This is a genomic window from Pseudomonas sp. DTU12.3 (assembly GCF_004124275.1).
In the GTDB taxonomy this organism is placed as follows: Bacteria; Pseudomonadota; Gammaproteobacteria; order Pseudomonadales; family Pseudomonadaceae; genus Aquipseudomonas; species Aquipseudomonas helmanticensis.
In genome coordinates, this window is sequence record NZ_CP027218.1 from 5074533 (window position 1) to 5091566 (window position 17034).

Here is a 17034-nt window from a genome sequence, read left to right on the forward strand (position 1 = left end):
TTATCTCCCTGTCTCGACGCGATTGCGGGTAAGGCGGGTGACGGGGCGTTTGCCCAGCGTGCCTTCCAGCACCAGCGCCTCGTTCAGGCGATCACTGAAAAGACTCAGTTGAAAGCGGCCATTGCGGATGTTGGCGGTGCGGATATCCACCTGATAAGGGTTGTCCCCGAAGGGGAAACGCGTGGCCAGCGGTGGCGTGAAGGTCATGCCCAGTGCCTGGCTGGTGTACTCGGAACTCCAGCCCATCGCCCCCTCGCTGTCCCTGAGTTGCGAGGTGTCGAGCGGAGAAATCTCCAGGCGATAATGACTGTCCCTGAACAGGGTGAGTTCGTCGCTTCCCGGGATGATCGGCGTGCGGATTTCCCTACCGGCCTCGATGACGACCAGCTCCACCTTCCATTGAAACGCTTGCAGTACCTTCAGCGTGAATGCCTGTCGTTTCCCGGCATGCAGCGTCAAGTCGGCGGTCACAATGAAGTCGCCTGCGCTTGCTGAATTGAAGGGGAACACCGAACGCCCCTGAGCATCGGTGACAATCGTCAGAACTTGTGCAGGGTTGCTGTTGACCGTCCACAGGACCGGATAATTGGGCACCGGCTGCGCGTTCGCTGCTGCGGACTCCTTCACATCGACCCAGAGCAAAGTCGGGCGCGAAGCATTGGCGATCGGGTAGCGAATCACCTGCGAGAAGTTGTGGATCAATGCATCACTGGCCACCCACACGCTGACTTCGACCACCGGGTCGCTACCCAACTGCGCGTAGACCGTTAATGCACCCACCGGCGGTTGCGCCACGGAAAACACCGAGTAGCCGTCGCCGTCACTCGGCACCTCAACCTTGTCCGCCGCCGCGCTGGTCCACCACATCACCTTTTCACCGTCCAGAGGTGCATCGTCCAGCGCGACCACCCGGCAGCGTACCGGCAATGCACGATTGACCAACGCCACCCCAGAGATGACCGGAGCGCTGAAAATCCGCGGTTTATCGGCAAACACGATCGGCCGACTGAAGGTGAAACTGTGATTGCCCTCGACATTGCCGACTGTAATGGACGCATCCCCCGGGCTCAGGCTGGAGATCCACACCCGACTCAGGCCATCCTTGTCGGTAAAGGTCTGGCTCGGACGAATGTCGCCAAGCGTCGTCGACCATACCACTGGCCGATGAGCGCCGCGGTTGCCGTAATCGTCGATCAGCACCGCGTATATCGGCTGTTCCCACAGGCGCCCGGCCAGAACCGGATCGCGTGGCGGCAAATCGCTCAACTCGGAGTTGAACTTCAGCGTCGCCTTATCACAGTCGATGATCACCGACGGGGCGTACACCGGTTCATACAACGGCACGCTGTAATGCAGATGCGCGGTGCCGACCCTGGCCCCGGCCTGCAATTGCGCCCGGGCGCGCCCCATGTCATCCGTGCGGATAACTGGCGTGAGCACCGCGCCCAGGTCGGTTGCCACATTGAGAACCACCCCCTTGAGTGGCTCGCCGTAGAGATCGAGCAGGGTAATTTCGAACTCCGCGACCTCCTGTGACAGATTGGCAATCAGTTGCGGATTGTCCACTACACAGCGAGAAGTGAAACTCTGGCCGACTTCCGCCGAATCGAGCGACATACCCGTGGTGTTGAACCGGGCCAGACTTTCCAGGGCATTTTGCGCCGCCTCTGCGTACAGCGCCTCCGGATCCAGCGGGTTCAACGATCCCAGCCTGAGGGCGGCGGTGATGTCCATTCCGCGTCGAGCCAGGTCGAACGTGCGGTCAAGCAAATCCAGCTGCGCCAGATTGCGCAGGATCGGCCAGGCCGGTTCGTCGTTGTCGTCGCTCTCATGACTGATGTGCCCGGCGCACTCGAGTACGTGACGGATACCGCAGCCCAGGTAGCTGGCCAGTTTGTCGGCCGCCGCGTCACGCACCAGGCGCAAGCCGTCTTCACTCATGTCAGCGGGCAATTGATTGACCTGGGTAAGGTAATCCAGGATTTTTTCTTCGGGCTGTCGGGCCCACGATACCAGGCGCCGATAGAACGTCAGGTAATACACCGTACGGATCGAAATCTGGTACGGGTTCTCCAGGCTGAACCATTGATACTGCTCACCCGTAAGCAACGTCCCGAGCAGGGTTGGCGTCAGTTGCAGTTTTTCCGCAATCCGCCCGCGCCGTTCTAGCTCGGCGAGCATCTGCAGAAACGAATCCGGTTGGTCCAGCACCTGCGCGTTTTTCAGGTTCGGCAGGCCCATGGCTTCTTTCAGGAAGTCATAGGCCTGACCTTGAGCCCATGCCAGCACTTGCGCGGTCAGCAACGCATCGAGCTTCAAATAAACCGAGAGAGCGCTCTCCACCACCACCCGTTGCTCGTCGCGAATACGCAGCACAATCGTGCGCAGGAGGGTTTCCAACGGTTCACGCAGCGGTTCGTTTTCCGGTAGCGAATAGATCGTAAGCACGACATCCTTGATCAAGCGAGTGGCGCGCTCTAGGTACTCGGCCTGGGTTTCGCCAATAAGGCCGATCACCAGACCATCGCTGTCCACCAGGTTTACCAGCGCCGCTAGCCAGTCGATGAGCTGTTGCTTGTCATCGCGCTGCGGCGCACCTTCCTCGAGCAATGTCGCCGGCTCCAGCCGCACAGCCTGCACCTTGCTGCGCATCTGGCGCAGCAACTGTTCCTGGGACTCGCTCCAGACCGTCGGCACGTAGACCGGATAGAGGTTCTGCACCAGCCACAGCGGCGACAGATCCTGCTCTTGGCACCATTTGGAACAGGTCATCAAACCACGGATGGCACTGAGGGCGTCGGCACCATCCGTCGAGCCGTAACTGGATACTTGCGGTTTGCCCGCCAGTTGCGCCGCCAGGCCTTCTCCCGCGCTCAGGGTCTGCAGCAGTGCCGTCGACTCGATCGGCGTCAGGTCGAACATTCGACCGAGGAACACCAGGCGCCAGAAACTCGAGAGAATCTCCAGGCTGCGGCTCAAGTGAGTCTTCAGACCAAACGCCTCGGCAATCACCGTGGCCAGATAACGATAGGTTTCGAAATTGATCTCCAGCGCGCTGCAGATCTGATGCACCGTTTGTTGTTCGGCCGAGGTGCGTGGCACGATTGCAAACTCGCCGTTGTCGATGCACAGCGGCTCTTCATATAACGCTGCGCGGTTGTACACGCGGTCATAGTGCGACAGTTGCCCGTCCTGACCGTAGACCGACAGCACGTCGATCAGCGCCGCAAACTCTTCGGCCTTGCACCCGTAAGCACGATTGAGATCCTTGTACAGGCCAAGACAGCGCAAGGTATTGGGGCGGATCCACACAGACGGCTCGCCAGTGCCACGCTGCTCGGCGCGCATCGCGGCGCTGAGCAACTGATCGACGTGATGTGAGAGCAGTCCCAGCATGCGGTCCAGCCGACACTTGCGATTGATCCGGTCCATGCGGTGTTCCAACTGTGTGAACCCGGTCTCCCCCACATGCACCAGTTCAAACAACCCACCGATCGTCGCCGGCACCAATTCGATAGCCGGTCCTTGCGCGCCATGGATATAGCGGGCGCCGGCCACCTCTCCCGTCAGCGGCGTATCCGGGTCACCCAGCGCGGGCGCGTTGGCCGACAATTTCGGCGTGAAGACGCCGCGCCCCAGCAAACAATCGACCTGATGCTGATCCAGGCGCGTTGCATCCCTGAAGATCCACAGCTTGCGCAGACTTTCAAGGTAACTCGCCATACTGCCAAAGTTGACAAGATAAAAATCCTCCGCAGAACGCAGTGGATGTGGATCGACACGCCGCGTCAACGGATCCACTCTGCGCAGGGGCGCCGCGGCCATTTCCGCATTGAGCGGGAAATACGGATCTTCCAGCAATAACGACAGATGCAGTGGCCCGATGTCGCTGTCGAGCTGCATCGCGACATCGGCGCGCGCCCCCCGGGCGCCGTCATTCTTGAAATACGGATAATCGACATCGACCCGGCGAATGATGCCGCCCAAAGCACCATCCTTCAGCGCGGTACCGACGACATGGGCAATGCTCGCCGAGTCATGGTCGTACGGCAGGCTGTTATGAAAGCGTATTGTGCGCAGGTACGATTTGACGTCGGGAAAAGGTCCGATCGGGCTGGCCAGGATCTGCGCTTCCAGCACCGAATTGACGATTTCCAGACGCGGTTGCACGCGGGCAATTGCCATTTCATCGATCAGCAATTCATCCACATCAGGCCGCCGCTCGGTCAACTTGATGGTCTGCGCCGAGTCACCGTATGGCTCGATGTTGTCGCGTATCCATTCACGTAACGCCACCATGTAGGCGGTGGTCGAAGCGCTGTGTTCGGGACTGCCTGGCGGCGCGGCGCCGCCGACGTCCGGCTGGAATAGATCCATGTAGGAAGGCAAGGGCACCAAGGTATCTGCCACAGGCAGCGCCGGTTGCGGACGCAGGCTTTGCTCGCGAAACAGCCGGGCCATGTACAACGCCAGAGCGTTGCCACGGGTCCGCAATGTGCGTGTTTCTTCGCGTGTCAGGCCGAGGTCGTGCAATTGCGCCGGCCGCAGCTTGATCAGTTCGAATACGCTGGGATGCCGGTCGAGGTAGTCATCAAAGGGACGGGGCACGCTCGGGTCTTTCTCACCCAGTACTGCCTTGACCAACAAATCGATCGGACGATCGTCAGATGCACTCATCGCAGCACTTCCCCCAGGCAAAAAATCATGCAACAGATCGCCCAGACGAAAACGTCGATGGCGCCAGGTCGATTTAACGCTTGCCGTGAGCTGCTTTCTACTGTCATATCTGACAGGTATTTTGACCGTTGGTCGGAATACCCTGCACGGTAGAATGGCAAGAAAAAGCCCCCGAAGGGGCCTGTGTCATTGTCTGAATCTGTCAGTCGCCGTTGATGACGTTCAATTCGAATTCGGGAAGCGATGGCGATACAACCGTGCCCTTGCAGATGTACCCGCCTATCACAAAGCGCCCCGCCGATAAGGCATCGGTCACGATCACCCAATGTCCTTTGGAATCGACGATACCTTGCCCACGAATTCTGGCAGGGTCTGCCCATCGGTAAAGGCGCACTTCGCCACCAGGCAGTCCCGTTCCGTGGAACACCGCATATGACGACACCTCGGCGCCGCGCTGCGGGCTACTGACAACGAATAGCGCCAGCCTGTCATCGACCTTGAAGCTGATCGTGGATGACGATTGCGACACTTGGCCATCCATGCTTTGCTGAGCCGAGATTCGGTATGGGGCCTCCCGTGGAGGTAAGGAGATTCGGCCGCGAACCGACCACTTACCCTCGGCATTTACTTGTGTAACCGCCAGCAGGGTGACTTCGCCTTCATAGGCGATATAGAGGTCTGCGCCTGGTACTCCCCTCCCAGCAAACAGCGGTTGGCCTTCCAATATCTGATTGGCATCGTCGTAAGGCTCGTCGATGAGCGGTTTTTCGAATCCTGCTTCAACCTGTGTCACCACCAGACTGCGATGCGGCAACAACCAGGCCGAAATGGCGCCATCGCGCGACTGGCGCACCGAATAGAAATAGAGCGCAGCAGAAACGGGCAACTGGATCTGCGCGCGCAGGGCCCAGCGCCCGTCGCGACCAACCCGGGTCCTGCCGAGTTCAGTTGCCACCGAACCTTCCTTGACGATCAAGACTTCAGCGCCCGGTTCTCCGGAACCTGAAAACATCGGATAGCGCCCGACCGACTGGCCGGCGAGCGGGTAATTCACACTGGGCGCCTCGAATCCGGCCGTCTTGCGCTCCACAATGAAGCGGGCACTCTCGAACCCTTCCGATCGGACACCGTTAAAGTTCTGACTTACCACCACACGCATGGGGCCTTCAGGTAGATCCTTGTTACCGACAACCGACCAGCGTCCATCGGTATCCGCAATCGCCGCCGGGGCCAGCACGTCATCGGCGTTAGACCATGAGGCCACAGTGATGGTTGCCCCAGGTGTTGCCAGGCCGCAGAAAAGTGGGCGTACGCCAACCCAGTCGCCGGACAGTGGTTCGGTGAGGGACGGACGAGTGCCTAGCAAAGTGTAAGTGACGACCGGCGAAAGGGCAGAATCCAGACCTTGACCGGCAGAGGCCGACACATTGATGCCGTCCGTAGCAAGCAAGTTGTGAGCAACCGTTGCCGACCACGTTCCATCTGCCAATACCAGGGTCTGCCGCAACGTACTCGACACACTCCCGCGCCGATAGATGAGTGTCGTGTCTCCTGCAAATCCGAATCCGGAAATTCGCAACTCACGCCCCAGATTCTCACCTGCCCGCGGTGTGTCGACCGAAGGTATGGCGGGCACCACAGTAACCACACGCTCAAACGGATCACTGGCGTAGCCGCGCTGCCGCTGCCTCGCCTCCAGTGCCCGTGGCCCGCCGGCAGTCAACGTCACCTGCACCTCCCAAGTGCCGTCGTCTCGCACGTTGATGTCTTTGAGAAAAGGTGCAGTCTGCCCTTTGATCGACAACTCGACGGTACCGGGATACTGCCCGGTTCCGGAGAACAGCGACTCGCGCGCCGGTCTGCCACTTTGCGCCGGCACCGTTATCAACGGTTTCGGCACCCGTACCCTGACCGTGCGCACGGCAGTTGCCTGAGACCGGTTGTCGCTGGTTCGGGACTCTTGCTGTACAGCATAAAAAGTCAGACTGGACGGTGACTGATCATTCAGTGTCACGCGCCATTTACTCTCCCCGTCCACCGGCCCAGCCCCGATGGATTGGTGGGTGACGTTGGAGAAAATCACCACCCAGCAACCTGGATAACCCGTGCCTTCGATGATCGGCGACAGATCAACTTCGGCATTGGCGGGTGTGCTGATGAATGGCTTCGGGGTTCCAACCGTGAAAGTCCGCCTTTCTACCAAAGAGGTCTGCCCGCCAAAAGTTGCCGTTGCGGTAATGGTGTACGTGGCAGGCGCCCACTCTTCAGCGGCGTTCCTTTCGAAGATCCCACCATTGGCTGTCAGTGGCACATCGGGTTTGCCCGGAATCTTCAAAATGACTTGCGAACCGGGCCACGCCATACCACTGATTCGTGGACACTGTCCGGAGGGCGTATCCGTCGCGGGTTCGGAAAACGACGGGGCCGGACACGCCACCGTCATGGAGAACACGGCGCTGTCGGCGGACCACTGTTGGTTTGCCCCCTGCCTGGCCGTCAGTTGGGTGTAATTGCCTGGAGCAAGGTCAGCGGTGGCAGACGTTTCCCAGTTCAGGTTGGTCTGTACCTCGGCCTTGGGCACATTCGCAAGGACAACACCGTTGTTGAAGATGGTGACATCGACTGCGTTCGTCCCCCATTGATTACCCCGGCCCCTGAAAGTAGCTCGTTGCCCGTTGACCGAGACGGTGACTGACAGGGGTATCGGGGTCGGGATGTTGACTCGGATTTCACTCGCCCAGCTTGAGCTGTAGATCCGCCCGCTGCCACCATCGGAAACGCTTTGTCGCCCGCTGAAACGATAAGTGCCCGGCAACAATTCCTGAGGAATCTCCTTGGACCAGGCCCCCGCACTTACAACGGCGTCGAGGTATGGCGACGCTACGTTGCCATCGAGATGAATGTCCATGCGCACACCGGTTCCGTTATACCCGGTGCCTGACAACCTGACCCTGCCACCGACGAGCTCGGACTTGAGGGTCGGTTGAGGCGGTCGGACCAGCAGCCTGACGGGCACGCTACGCACTGACGGCACCGACGAATAAACATGACTGGCCGTCACGGTGTCTGGCCCCGGATTCAATGTGATGGCTGCCGACCAACTCCCGCTGGCCGCCACGTCCCCGCCTCCGAGTAATGTGTTGGTACTGTCTCTGTAGACGGAGACCCTCCCAGCCTTGAATGGATCGGCCAACGTGCCGCCTACGGCAATCTGCCGCTCCACCTGTTGATTGTCGGAGTGAGAGGTGAGGGGCGGGGCGCCAAGCAACTTGAAAAACTGTTCGACAGACCAGTCATACCTGTTGATGTGGCCGGCGGTCATCCAGACCAGACCGCCGCGCGGGTAGTTGCCCTGGTCGAACGGAGCCTCCCATGTACCGTTGGGACCAACGACGGCCGTCGCGTGCAGCTGACCTCCGTCAGGCGTAAAAACCTCGATGGTTTCGCCAGAAATCCCCTGCCCTTTCAACAACAATGGGCTACCGGCAGCAACAACCGCATTGTTGGCAGGTGAGTCGATGCGTGGTGCCACATACCATTTGATGGAGACGGGATCCGACCTCCCGGAGTTTTCACTGCCGATGACTTGTTCGGCATAAAAGGACGTGACGCCAGATGGCAGAGAGATGGAAGTATTCCAGGTACCGTCGGCTCTGGCATTGACGGAGCCGAGCGAGTGCGCATTGCCATTGTACGAACATGACAAATGGATCCTGCCGTTGAGAAGTCCGTTTTTTCCGGAAACGGCAAATGGCATCGTTTGCACTGAACCGGGCAGCGGTGTTTGTATGAGTGGCTTCTGTGCGGGGCGAATGTGCACTCCCCATCCCTCATGGTCACCAACATCATTATTCGCCCCGTCATAATTGACACGAATAACCAAGTACATATTGAAACTGGGGGCAGCAAGAGAGGACTCGAGGTAAATCTCATAGTTGTGCCACTGGGCGTCTTGCAACATGGAGTCGGGAGAATTCCTGCGCACATAAGCGGCGGCTGAAAGGGCTATATCGATGTTGGCCCTGTCCTTGTTTGCACCGCGAGTAGTCATCTTGTAGCGCAACGTCCTGACCTTAATCTGGCCTCCCTCGAACTTGTACTGCAACACCAGCTCGGTTTTCAGTTCCGAGACGCGCGGATGGGTCTGGTGTAGCCTGGTGGTGATCGCGTCACTCCAGAACAGCTCGGAAAATTGCTTACCCTCGCCCAGCTCTCGCAACGAGCCGTCTGCCTGTTCAGTGAGCTGCGCAGTGCTGATCTGGACGTCTTCGAAATCGAGCCCGTCCCTGCCTGTTTCGTCATTTTCAACGGAATCTTTCATGTCAGCGACGCCCTACGCGATGTATGAGTCAAGTTGTGAATCAACATACGTAGCAGGAACATGCGCAACCACTGTCATAACTGACAGTTTTAAAGATCAGTTCCGTCTAACACAATAGTTGTTAATTACTAAAACATCTCAGGTCTCAGGCTCTGCGCCTGCAAATGAGAAAGCCGAAACCAGCCACTGCATCGGTTATATGACGATTTATCAATCGAGCGGGCGGGCTTTTTGGATTTGCCGAGAAGGGGTTGGCGAGTGAGCGGACGGTTGCCGTAAGCGGATGAAGATCAAGAGATCGCAGCCTGCGGCAGCTCCTGCAGGGGGAGTTCTCAGGCCGAGGCCGGCAATGGTTGAAAACTGAAGTACTGGCGCAACGCCTCGATCAGTTGCGCATATTCCGCAGGCGGTCGCTGCACGCTGAAACCGGCGTCGTAATGCAGAGGTGTGGCGTCTTCGTGGCACCACAGGCAACAGGCATCGAGATCGATCACCTGCTGGCAACCATCAATGGCGGGGATTTTCAGGCGCAAATGAAATTCAGCACCAATCATCATCGGCAACTGGCTGATCAGCATCAGTCCATCTTCGGACACGTTGCCGAGAAAACCGATGGGTTTGTCAGTGACGCTGTTGAACACTCTGAGGAAATACGGCAATTGATGCCGTTCGATCCGGCGGTCGGTAAACATGCGCAGTTCGCCATGCAAGGCTCCATCACAGAGCCGCGCTGTGCTTCGGAACAAACCTGTGGGGCAGGCTCGCTCTCCCCGCTTCCGGTGTGCCGGTCGCTACGTCGCCGTCACTTGACCACTTGCCAGTCGCAGGTGTTGCCCCGGATCAGCGCCAATGCGCTGGAACCGGATCATTCGACTATAGCTCAGCCTGTACAGTCGGCCAGAGTTTGTATGACAACTGTCATCAGAAACGTGTCGGGCGTACCACGGCTGCGGCGCTACGCGTGGGGTAATGGCCCAGGCTTTCCAGGGTTTCCAGACGGGCGCGGGCGCGGTAGGCGTATTCGCTGTTCGGGTAAGAGGCCATGATGAACTGATAGGTCTGCGCGGCATCGACAAACATCTTCTGCCGTTCCAGGCACTGGCCGCGCATCATCGACACTTCCGGCCACACGTACGGGCGGGCGCGGCTGGAACGCTCGACCTTGGACAGTTCGAGCATCACTTGCTCGCAATTGCCGCGATCATAGGCGCTGTAGGCGTTGTTCAAATGATGGTTCATCGACCAACGGGTGCAGCCCGTGACGGCGAGGGCGCTGAGGGCAAGGGCGGCAATGGGTACGAATCGCATGAGGGTTCTCCTGTCTTGAGCAATGTATCGACCCAGGGTCGGAAATCTTCAGGCGCGTTTGTCCCAAAGTTGTCGCGTTCAATAAAGAAAGCATTAAGTAGTGCATTCGAACAATGACTACACCCCAAGAGCATAGTAGCCTTCGCTAGCGCTTGAACTCAGGAGTCTTTGCATGTCCGTCCGTCGTACCAAAATCGTCGCTACCCTTGGCCCGGCCAGTAACTCGCCGGAAGTTCTCGAACAGCTGATTCTGGCTGGCCTGGACGTTGCCCGTCTGAACTTCTCCCACGGCACCCCCGACGAGCACAAGGCTCGCGCGAAGCTGGTGCGTGACCTGGCTGCCAAGCACGGTCGCTTCGTCGCCCTGCTGGGTGACCTGCAAGGCCCGAAAATCCGTATCGCCAAATTCGCCAACAAGAAGATCGAGCTGAAGATCGGTGACCAGTTCACCTTCTCCACCAGCCATCCGTTGACCGAAGGCAACCAGCAAGTGGTCGGCATCGACTACCCGGACCTGGTCAAGGACTGCGGCGTGGGCGACGAGCTGCTGCTCGACGACGGCCGCGTGGTGATGCGCGTTGATACCGCCACCGCAACAGAATTGCATTGCACCGTGACCATCGGCGGCCCGCTGTCCGACCACAAAGGCATCAACCGTCGCGGTGGCGGCCTGACCGCTCCGGCCCTGACTGAAAAAGACAAGGCCGACATCAAGCTCGCTGCAGAAATGGAAGTCGACTACCTCGCGGTGTCCTTCCCGCGTGACGCTGCCGACATGAACTACGCCCGTCAACTGCGCGACGAAGCCGGCGGTACTGCCTGGCTGGTGGCGAAGATCGAACGCGCCGAAGCCGTGGCCGACGACGAAACCCTCGATGGTCTGATCCAGGCTTCCGACGCGGTGATGGTTGCTCGTGGTGACTTGGGTGTGGAAATCGGCGACGCCGAGCTGGTGGGCATTCAGAAGAAAATCATTCTGCACGCACGCCGCCACAACAAGGCTGTGATCGTCGCGACCCAGATGATGGAGTCGATGATCCAGAACCCGATGCCGACCCGCGCCGAAGTGTCCGACGTGGCCAACGCCGTGCTCGACTACACCGACGCCGTGATGCTGTCTGCCGAATCCGCTGCAGGTCTGTATCCGCTGGAAGCCGTGCAGGCGATGGCGCGCATCTGCGTCGGCGCTGAAAAGCACCCGACCGGCAAGACTTCGGGACACCGCATCGGCACCGAATTCACTCGCTGCGACGAAAGCATCGCTCTGGCGACCATGTACACCGCCAACCACTTCCCGGGCGTTAAAGCGATCATCGCGCTGACCGAAAGCGGCTACACCCCGCTGATCATGTCGCGCATCCGTTCTTCGGTGCCGATCTACGCGTTCTCGCCGCACCGTGAAACCCAGGCGCGTGCAGCCATGTTCCGTGGCGTGTACACCGTACCGTTCGATCCGGCTTCGCTGGAACCGCACGAAGTCAGCCAGAAGGCCATCGACGAGTTGGTCAAGCGCGGCGTTGTGGAAAAAGGCGACTGGGTCATCCTGACCAAGGGCGACAGCTACCACACCACCGGCGGCACCAACGGCATGAAGATCCTGCACGTGGGCGACCCGCAGGTCTGAGTGATCGGTTGTTCGAAAAACAAAAGCCCCGGCATGTGAGTGCCGGGGCTTTTTTGTTCAGGAAGATCAAAAGATCGCAGCCTTCGGCAGCTCCTACAGGGAGAGCGCCACGCAATGCAGGAGCTGCCGAAGGCTGCGATCTTTTAATGCCGTTTGATGAATCCGCTCAACGCCGCCAATGCTTCCGGCGAACGCAGGCGCTGGGTGAACAGCTTGCCCTCCTCCTCGATCACCTTGCGGATCAACTCGCGATCCGGTGCTTTCATCAATTGTTTGCTGATGCGCACCGCTTCGGCCGGCAGCTCGTCGAAGCGCAAGGCCATCTCTCGCGCCTTGCTCAGCGCCGCAGCGCCGCTGCCCAGCGCCTCGGTGGCAATGCCCCACTGCGCCGCCTGCTCGCCACTAAAACCCTCGCCCAGCAACAACAATTCCGCCGCTTTGGCTTGCCCGAGCAAGCGCGGCAGGATCAGGCTGGAACCGAACTCCGGGCACAGGCCAAGGTTTACGAATGGCATGCGCAGGCGTGCATCGCGGCTGACGTAGACCAGATCGCAGTGCAGCAACAGCGTAGTGCCGATACCCACCGCTGCACCGGCCACGGCGGCGATCACCGGTTTGCGGCATTCGAGCAGGTTGAGCATGAAGTGAAACACCGGGCTGTCGAGATCGCTCGGCGGTTGCTGGATGAAGTCGGCGATGTCGTTGCCGGCGGTGAAGCACTCGGCGCTGCCGGTGATCAGCACGGCATTGATTTGTGGATCGACATCCGCCTGCTGCAACGCCTCTGCCAGACGACTGTACATCGCCCGGGTCAGGGCATTTTTCTTGTCCGGGCGATTGAGGCGCAAAGTCAGTAAACCGCGCTCGCGTTCCAGCAGGATGGCTTCGGTCATGGCGTGTCTCGACGATGTCGGGCTAACGAAGATCAACTGTGGCGAGGGAGCTTGCTCCCGCCGGGCTACGCAGCGGCCCTAAAAATGTATCAGCGCTGCGCACTCAAGCGGGAGCAAGCGCCCTTGTCACAGGAAACGTCGCCGCCCTGGAAAAAGTCAGCGCTCAACCACGGGACAAAAATACGTCGGCCAGCAGTTGATTGCGCGGTAATCCGGCCAGATACAGACGCCGGGCGAAAGCGTCGACACTGACCGTCGAGCCGCAGACTAAGGCCACGGTTTGCCGCGAGACAAGACGCAGTTGTGCCAAAGCGGCGGCTGACTCGGCCGTCGTCCACAGTTCGACGCTGAGGTTTTCGCGCTGTGCAGCCAGCGCTGCCAGGGGTTTGGCCAGATAGTGTTCGCGATCGTCATGGGCCAGGTGAATGATGCGGATCGCGCCTTGATGATCCTGCCGCAACGCTTCGCGCAGTACACCGAACAACGGGCCGAGACCGGTACCGGCGGCCAGCAGCCACAACGGTCGATCGTGCCAGTCGGGGTCGTAATGCAGCGCACCGCCACGCAGTTCGCCGAGACGGATCGAGTCGCCGATCTGCAAGCGCCGCGCGGCATCGCTGAATTCGCCGGGTTGCCGGCAATCGAGGTGGAATTCGAGAAAGCGCTCTTCTTCCGGCAGGCTCGCCAGCGAATACGGCCGGGCGATGTGCTCGAGCCACAGCACCAGATGCTGCCCGGCGCTGTAGCGCAAGGGCCGTTGCGGGGTCAGGCGCAAACGCAAAACGTTGTCGCTGAGCCAGTCCAGCGCCTCGACCACTGCCGGCCGCCCATCGGCGATCGGGTCAAAGGTGTGCACCTGCAAATCTTCGGTCACTTGGCACTGACAGGCCAGCCGCCAGCCTTGTTGACGCTGCTCTGCACTCAGCGCATCCGGCCGGCTATCGGCGGGCAGGCCTTTCACGCATTGCACCAGGCAGGCATGGCAACTGCCGGCGCGGCAACTGTAGGGCACGGCGACACCGTTCTGGTTAAGGGCATCGAGCAGATTGCTCCCCGGCGCCACCGACCAGTGCCGCTCACCGACGCGCAGTTCAGGCATCGACGCTCTCCCAGGCTGCCGCGCAGCGATTGCGTCCATCACGTTTGGCCCGGTACAGCGCCTGATCGGCACGCTGCAAGGCGTCGTCGAGATCATCGCCCAGTTCCAGCAGGGTCATGCCCGCCGACAGACTGAGGTCGCGCACATTCAGGCCGATCAGTTCGACATCGGTGAACGCGATGCGCAGACGCTCACAACAGGCGGTCAGGCGTTCAGCGTCGCAATCGGGCAGCAGCACGACAAACTCCTCACCCCCATAGCGCGCCAGCACATCGCCGTCGCGCAGGCAGGCGCCAGCGACGCCGGCGAACGCCTGCAACACCTGATCGCCAGCGGCGTGGCCGTGCAGGTCATTGATGCGTTTGAAGTGATCAAGGTCGATCAACGCCAGGCCGTGCATCACACCCGCGTCCATCGCGCCCAGTTCACGTGAGGCCAGACGCAGGAAATGCCGACGATTGAACAGCCCGGTCAGCTCATCGGTGGCCACCAGGTCTTCGAGCTGGCGCATCATCCCGCGCAGGGTGTCCTGATGCGCCTGCAAAGCAAAGCGGCGTTGACGCATGCGTTGGCGCGAGACCTGGACAAAGCGTGCGTAAAGCACCAGCCACGCCAGCACCATCGCCAGAATGCACACCTGCAAAGCGGCGAGCGCAGGCTCGGGCAAAAGGAAGTGGTAGCCGTCCCACAGGGTGATTGCGCAGAAACTGAAGAACACCAGCAGTGCGCAGCGAATGAACGCGCGTCGACTGAGGTGGAACAGGCCGAACAGCAGGATCAACACGTAGAAGACCAGAAACGCCCCGCGCGCTTCATCCAGATGGGCGATCAGCCAGGTTTGCCAGCCAAGCCCCAGCAGCACTTGCACTTCGGTCAGGCTGGGGTCGGCGAAGCGTTGGTTACGCCCGGTCCAGAACAGCAGGAACAGGCTCGCCTGGCTGATCACCACGAGGGCGCTGCCAATGGCCACAGAGCTCAGAGTCTGGTCGTAATGCCCGGTAAAAAACGCCAGCCACAGCAGCAGCAAAGCCAATCCGTAGGTGGCTGCAGCGAGGGCAAAACGTTTCAGTAAAAGACGTTGAATGGCGTTATGGGTCAATCGTTGACTCACCGTGCGATAGGAGGCTGACCGAGTGTCCTACTCTACAGACCGGCTGCCACTTTAGAGGCCCGGTCGATAAATGACCACCGATTTTCAGGCTCGAAAATTGACGTCAAAAACCCACATATTCAGTGTAGGAGCTACCGCAGGCTGCGATCTTCTGATCTTGACCTAAAAAACAAAATCAAAAGATCGCAGCCTGCGGCAGCTCCTACCGGAATATGCGAAAGACATGCGACCAACGAATGACTGCCGGCGCGTGTATGCCCCACCGAGGCGCGGTATACTGCCGCGCCTTTTTAGCGTCGCGCCAGCAGCCCCGGCGTGCCTTGAAAGGTGTCTGCGACCGACCGATGCACCCAAGCCGCAGGCACCTTATTGAATGTTCCCGTCTTTTAGAGGAGCGCGACTCATGACCGTGATCAAGCAAGACGACCTGATTCAGAGCGTTGCCGACGCCCTGCAGTTCATTTCCTATTACCACCCCGTGGATTTCATCCAGGCGATGCACGAAGCCTACCTGCGCGAAGAATCGCCAGCGGCCCGTGACTCGATGGCACAGATCCTGATCAACTCGCGCATGTGCGCCACTGGCCACCGCCCGATCTGCCAGGACACCGGTATCGTCACCGTGTTCGTGCGCGTCGGCATGGACGTGCGTTGGGATGGCGCCACCATGGGCCTGGACGACATGATCAACGAAGGCGTGCGTCGCGCCTACAACCTGCCGGAAAACGTCTTGCGTGCCTCGATCCTCGCCGACCCGGCGGGCGCTCGTAAAAACACCAAGGACAACACCCCGGCCGTGATTCACTACTCCATCGTCCCGGGCAACACCGTGGAAGTGGACGTGGCGGCCAAGGGCGGCGGTTCCGAGAACAAGTCGAAAATGGCCATGCTCAACCCGTCCGACTCGATCGTTGACTGGGTGCTCAAGACCGTTCCGACCATGGGCGCCGGCTGGTGCCCACCGGGCATGCTCGGTATCGGCATCGGCGGCACCGCCGAGAAAGCTGCGGTGATGGCCAAGGAAGTGTTGATGGAATCCATCGACATCCACGAGCTGAAAGCCCGTGGCCCACAGAACCGCATCGAAGAAATGCGCCTGGAGCTGTTCGAGAAGGTCAACCAGTTGGGCATCGGCGCCCAGGGCCTCGGTGGCCTGACCACCGTGCTCGACGTGAAGATCATGGACTACCCGACCCACGCAGCCTCGCTGCCGGTGTGCATGATTCCGAACTGCGCCGCCACCCGTCACGCACACTTCGTACTCGACGGTACAGGTCCAGCCTCCCTGGAAGCGCCACCGCTGGACGCTTACCCGGAAATCGTCTGGGAAGCCGGCCCGTCGGCCCGTCGCGTCAACCTCGACACCCTGACCCCGGAAGACGTGCAGAGCTGGAAGCCGGGCGAAACCGTCCTGCTCAACGGCAAAATGCTCACCGGTCGCGACGCCGCGCACAAGCGCATGGTCGAGATGCTCAACAAGGGTGAAACCCTGCCGGTCGACCTCAAGGGTCGCTTCATCTACTACGTCGGCCCGGTTGATCCGGTCGGTGACGAAGTGGTTGGCCCGGCCGGCCCGACCACCGCGACGCGGATGGACAAGTTCACCCGGCAGATCCTTGAGCAAACCGGCCTGTTGGGCATGATCGGCAAGTCCGAGCGCGGCCCTACCGCGATCGAAGCGATCAAGGACAACAAAGCCGTGTACCTGATGGCTGTCGGCGGTGCTGCTTATTTGGTTGCTCAGGCGATCAAGAAGTCGCAAGTGCTGGCGTTCGCCGAGCTGGGCATGGAAGCGATCTACGAGTTCGAGGTCAAGGACATGCCGGTCACCGTAGCGGTGGACAGCAAAGGTGAGTCGGTACACATCACCGGTCCGGCGATCTGGCAGCAGAAGATCAGCGAAAGCCTGGCGGTAGAAGTGCAGTAAGCGCTTCGCTGTTGTAAAAAGGGCCGGCCTGTCACACGACAGGTCGGCCCTTTTTTGTATTCATCAGCAAAAAG

At 60.0% G+C, this 17034-nt stretch carries 9 protein-coding genes; 2 read left to right on the forward strand and 7 right to left on the reverse strand.

All coding sequences use genetic code 11. The features are described 5' to 3' along the window. The 4 genes from C2E19_RS23275 to C2E19_RS23290 all read right to left on the reverse strand — a co-directional run bounded on the left by C2E19_RS23275 (nt 1) and on the right by C2E19_RS23290 (nt 10306). Nucleotides 1-4677, reverse strand: coding sequence for a Tc toxin subunit A (locus C2E19_RS23275; protein ID WP_129395260.1), 4677 nt, complete (start codon nt 4675-4677; stop codon nt 1-3). 202 nt (nt 4678-4879) lie between these two features. After that, the gene (locus C2E19_RS23280) at nt 4880-8998 is read right to left on the reverse strand and encodes a hypothetical protein (RefSeq protein WP_129395261.1); all 4119 of its coding nucleotides are present in this window, start codon (nt 8996-8998) and stop codon (nt 4880-4882) included. Between the two features lie 332 nt (nt 8999-9330). Next, nucleotides 9331-9690 carry a PilZ domain-containing protein gene (locus C2E19_RS23285; RefSeq protein WP_129395262.1) on the reverse strand — a complete coding sequence of 120 codons (360 nt, stop codon included), beginning with the start codon at nt 9688-9690 and terminating at the stop codon, nt 9331-9333. 229 nt (nt 9691-9919) lie between these two features. Then, nucleotides 9920-10306 carry a tol-pal system YbgF family protein gene (locus C2E19_RS23290; RefSeq protein WP_129395263.1) on the reverse strand — a complete coding sequence of 129 codons (387 nt, stop codon included), beginning with the start codon at nt 10304-10306 and terminating at the stop codon, nt 9920-9922. A 172-nt stretch (nt 10307-10478) separates the two neighbouring features. Here C2E19_RS23290 and pyk point away from each other — a divergent pair, with 172 nt between their 5' ends. Then, complete coding sequence (gene pyk, locus C2E19_RS23295) at nt 10479-11930, forward strand: pyruvate kinase (protein ID WP_129395264.1); 1452 nt, start codon at nt 10479-10481, stop codon at nt 11928-11930. 143 nt (nt 11931-12073) lie between these two features. Here the strand turns inward: pyk and C2E19_RS23300 are convergent, their stop codons facing one another. The 3 genes from C2E19_RS23300 to C2E19_RS23310 all read right to left on the reverse strand — a co-directional run bounded on the left by C2E19_RS23300 (nt 12074) and on the right by C2E19_RS23310 (nt 15021). Further along, nucleotides 12074-12823, reverse strand: a complete 750-nt coding sequence (locus C2E19_RS23300; RefSeq protein ID WP_129395265.1) for an enoyl-CoA hydratase-related protein — start codon at nt 12821-12823, stop codon at nt 12074-12076. 163 nt (nt 12824-12986) lie between these two features. After that, the gene (locus C2E19_RS23305; RefSeq protein ID WP_129395266.1) at nt 12987-13922 is read right to left on the reverse strand and encodes an iron-sulfur-binding ferredoxin reductase; all 936 of its coding nucleotides are present in this window, start codon (nt 13920-13922) and stop codon (nt 12987-12989) included. Beyond that, nucleotides 13915-15021, reverse strand: a complete 1107-nt coding sequence (locus C2E19_RS23310) for a diguanylate cyclase (protein ID WP_129395267.1) — start codon at nt 15019-15021, stop codon at nt 13915-13917. Before C2E19_RS23310 ends, C2E19_RS23305 begins: the two co-directional genes overlap by 8 nt. Nucleotides 15022-15436: 415 nt before the next feature. On the opposite strand from C2E19_RS23310, the gene C2E19_RS23315 reads away from it, so the two are divergent. After that, nucleotides 15437-16960, forward strand: coding sequence for a fumarate hydratase (locus C2E19_RS23315; RefSeq protein ID WP_008080438.1), 1524 nt, complete (start codon nt 15437-15439; stop codon nt 16958-16960). Nucleotides 16961-17034 lie beyond the last annotated feature (74 nt).

Coding starts and splice junctions, on each gene's coding strand:
- C2E19_RS23275 (WP_129395260.1), bottom strand. CDS start 4,677: ATGAGTGCATCTGACGATCGTCCGATCGATTTGTTGGTCAAGGCAGTA.
- C2E19_RS23280 (WP_129395261.1), bottom strand. CDS start 8,998: ATGAAAGATTCCGTTGAAAATGACGAAACAGGCAGGGACGGGCTCGAT.
- C2E19_RS23285 (WP_129395262.1), bottom strand. CDS start 9,690: ATGTTTACCGACCGCCGGATCGAACGGCATCAATTGCCGTATTTCCTC.
- C2E19_RS23290 (WP_129395263.1), bottom strand. CDS start 10,306: ATGCGATTCGTACCCATTGCCGCCCTTGCCCTCAGCGCCCTCGCCGTC.
- pyk (WP_129395264.1), top strand. CDS start 10,479: ATGTCCGTCCGTCGTACCAAAATCGTCGCTACCCTTGGCCCGGCCAGT.
- C2E19_RS23300 (WP_129395265.1), bottom strand. CDS start 12,823: ATGACCGAAGCCATCCTGCTGGAACGCGAGCGCGGTTTACTGACTTTG.
- C2E19_RS23305 (WP_129395266.1), bottom strand. CDS start 13,922: ATGCCTGAACTGCGCGTCGGTGAGCGGCACTGGTCGGTGGCGCCGGGG.
- C2E19_RS23315 (WP_008080438.1), top strand. CDS start 15,437: ATGACCGTGATCAAGCAAGACGACCTGATTCAGAGCGTTGCCGACGCC.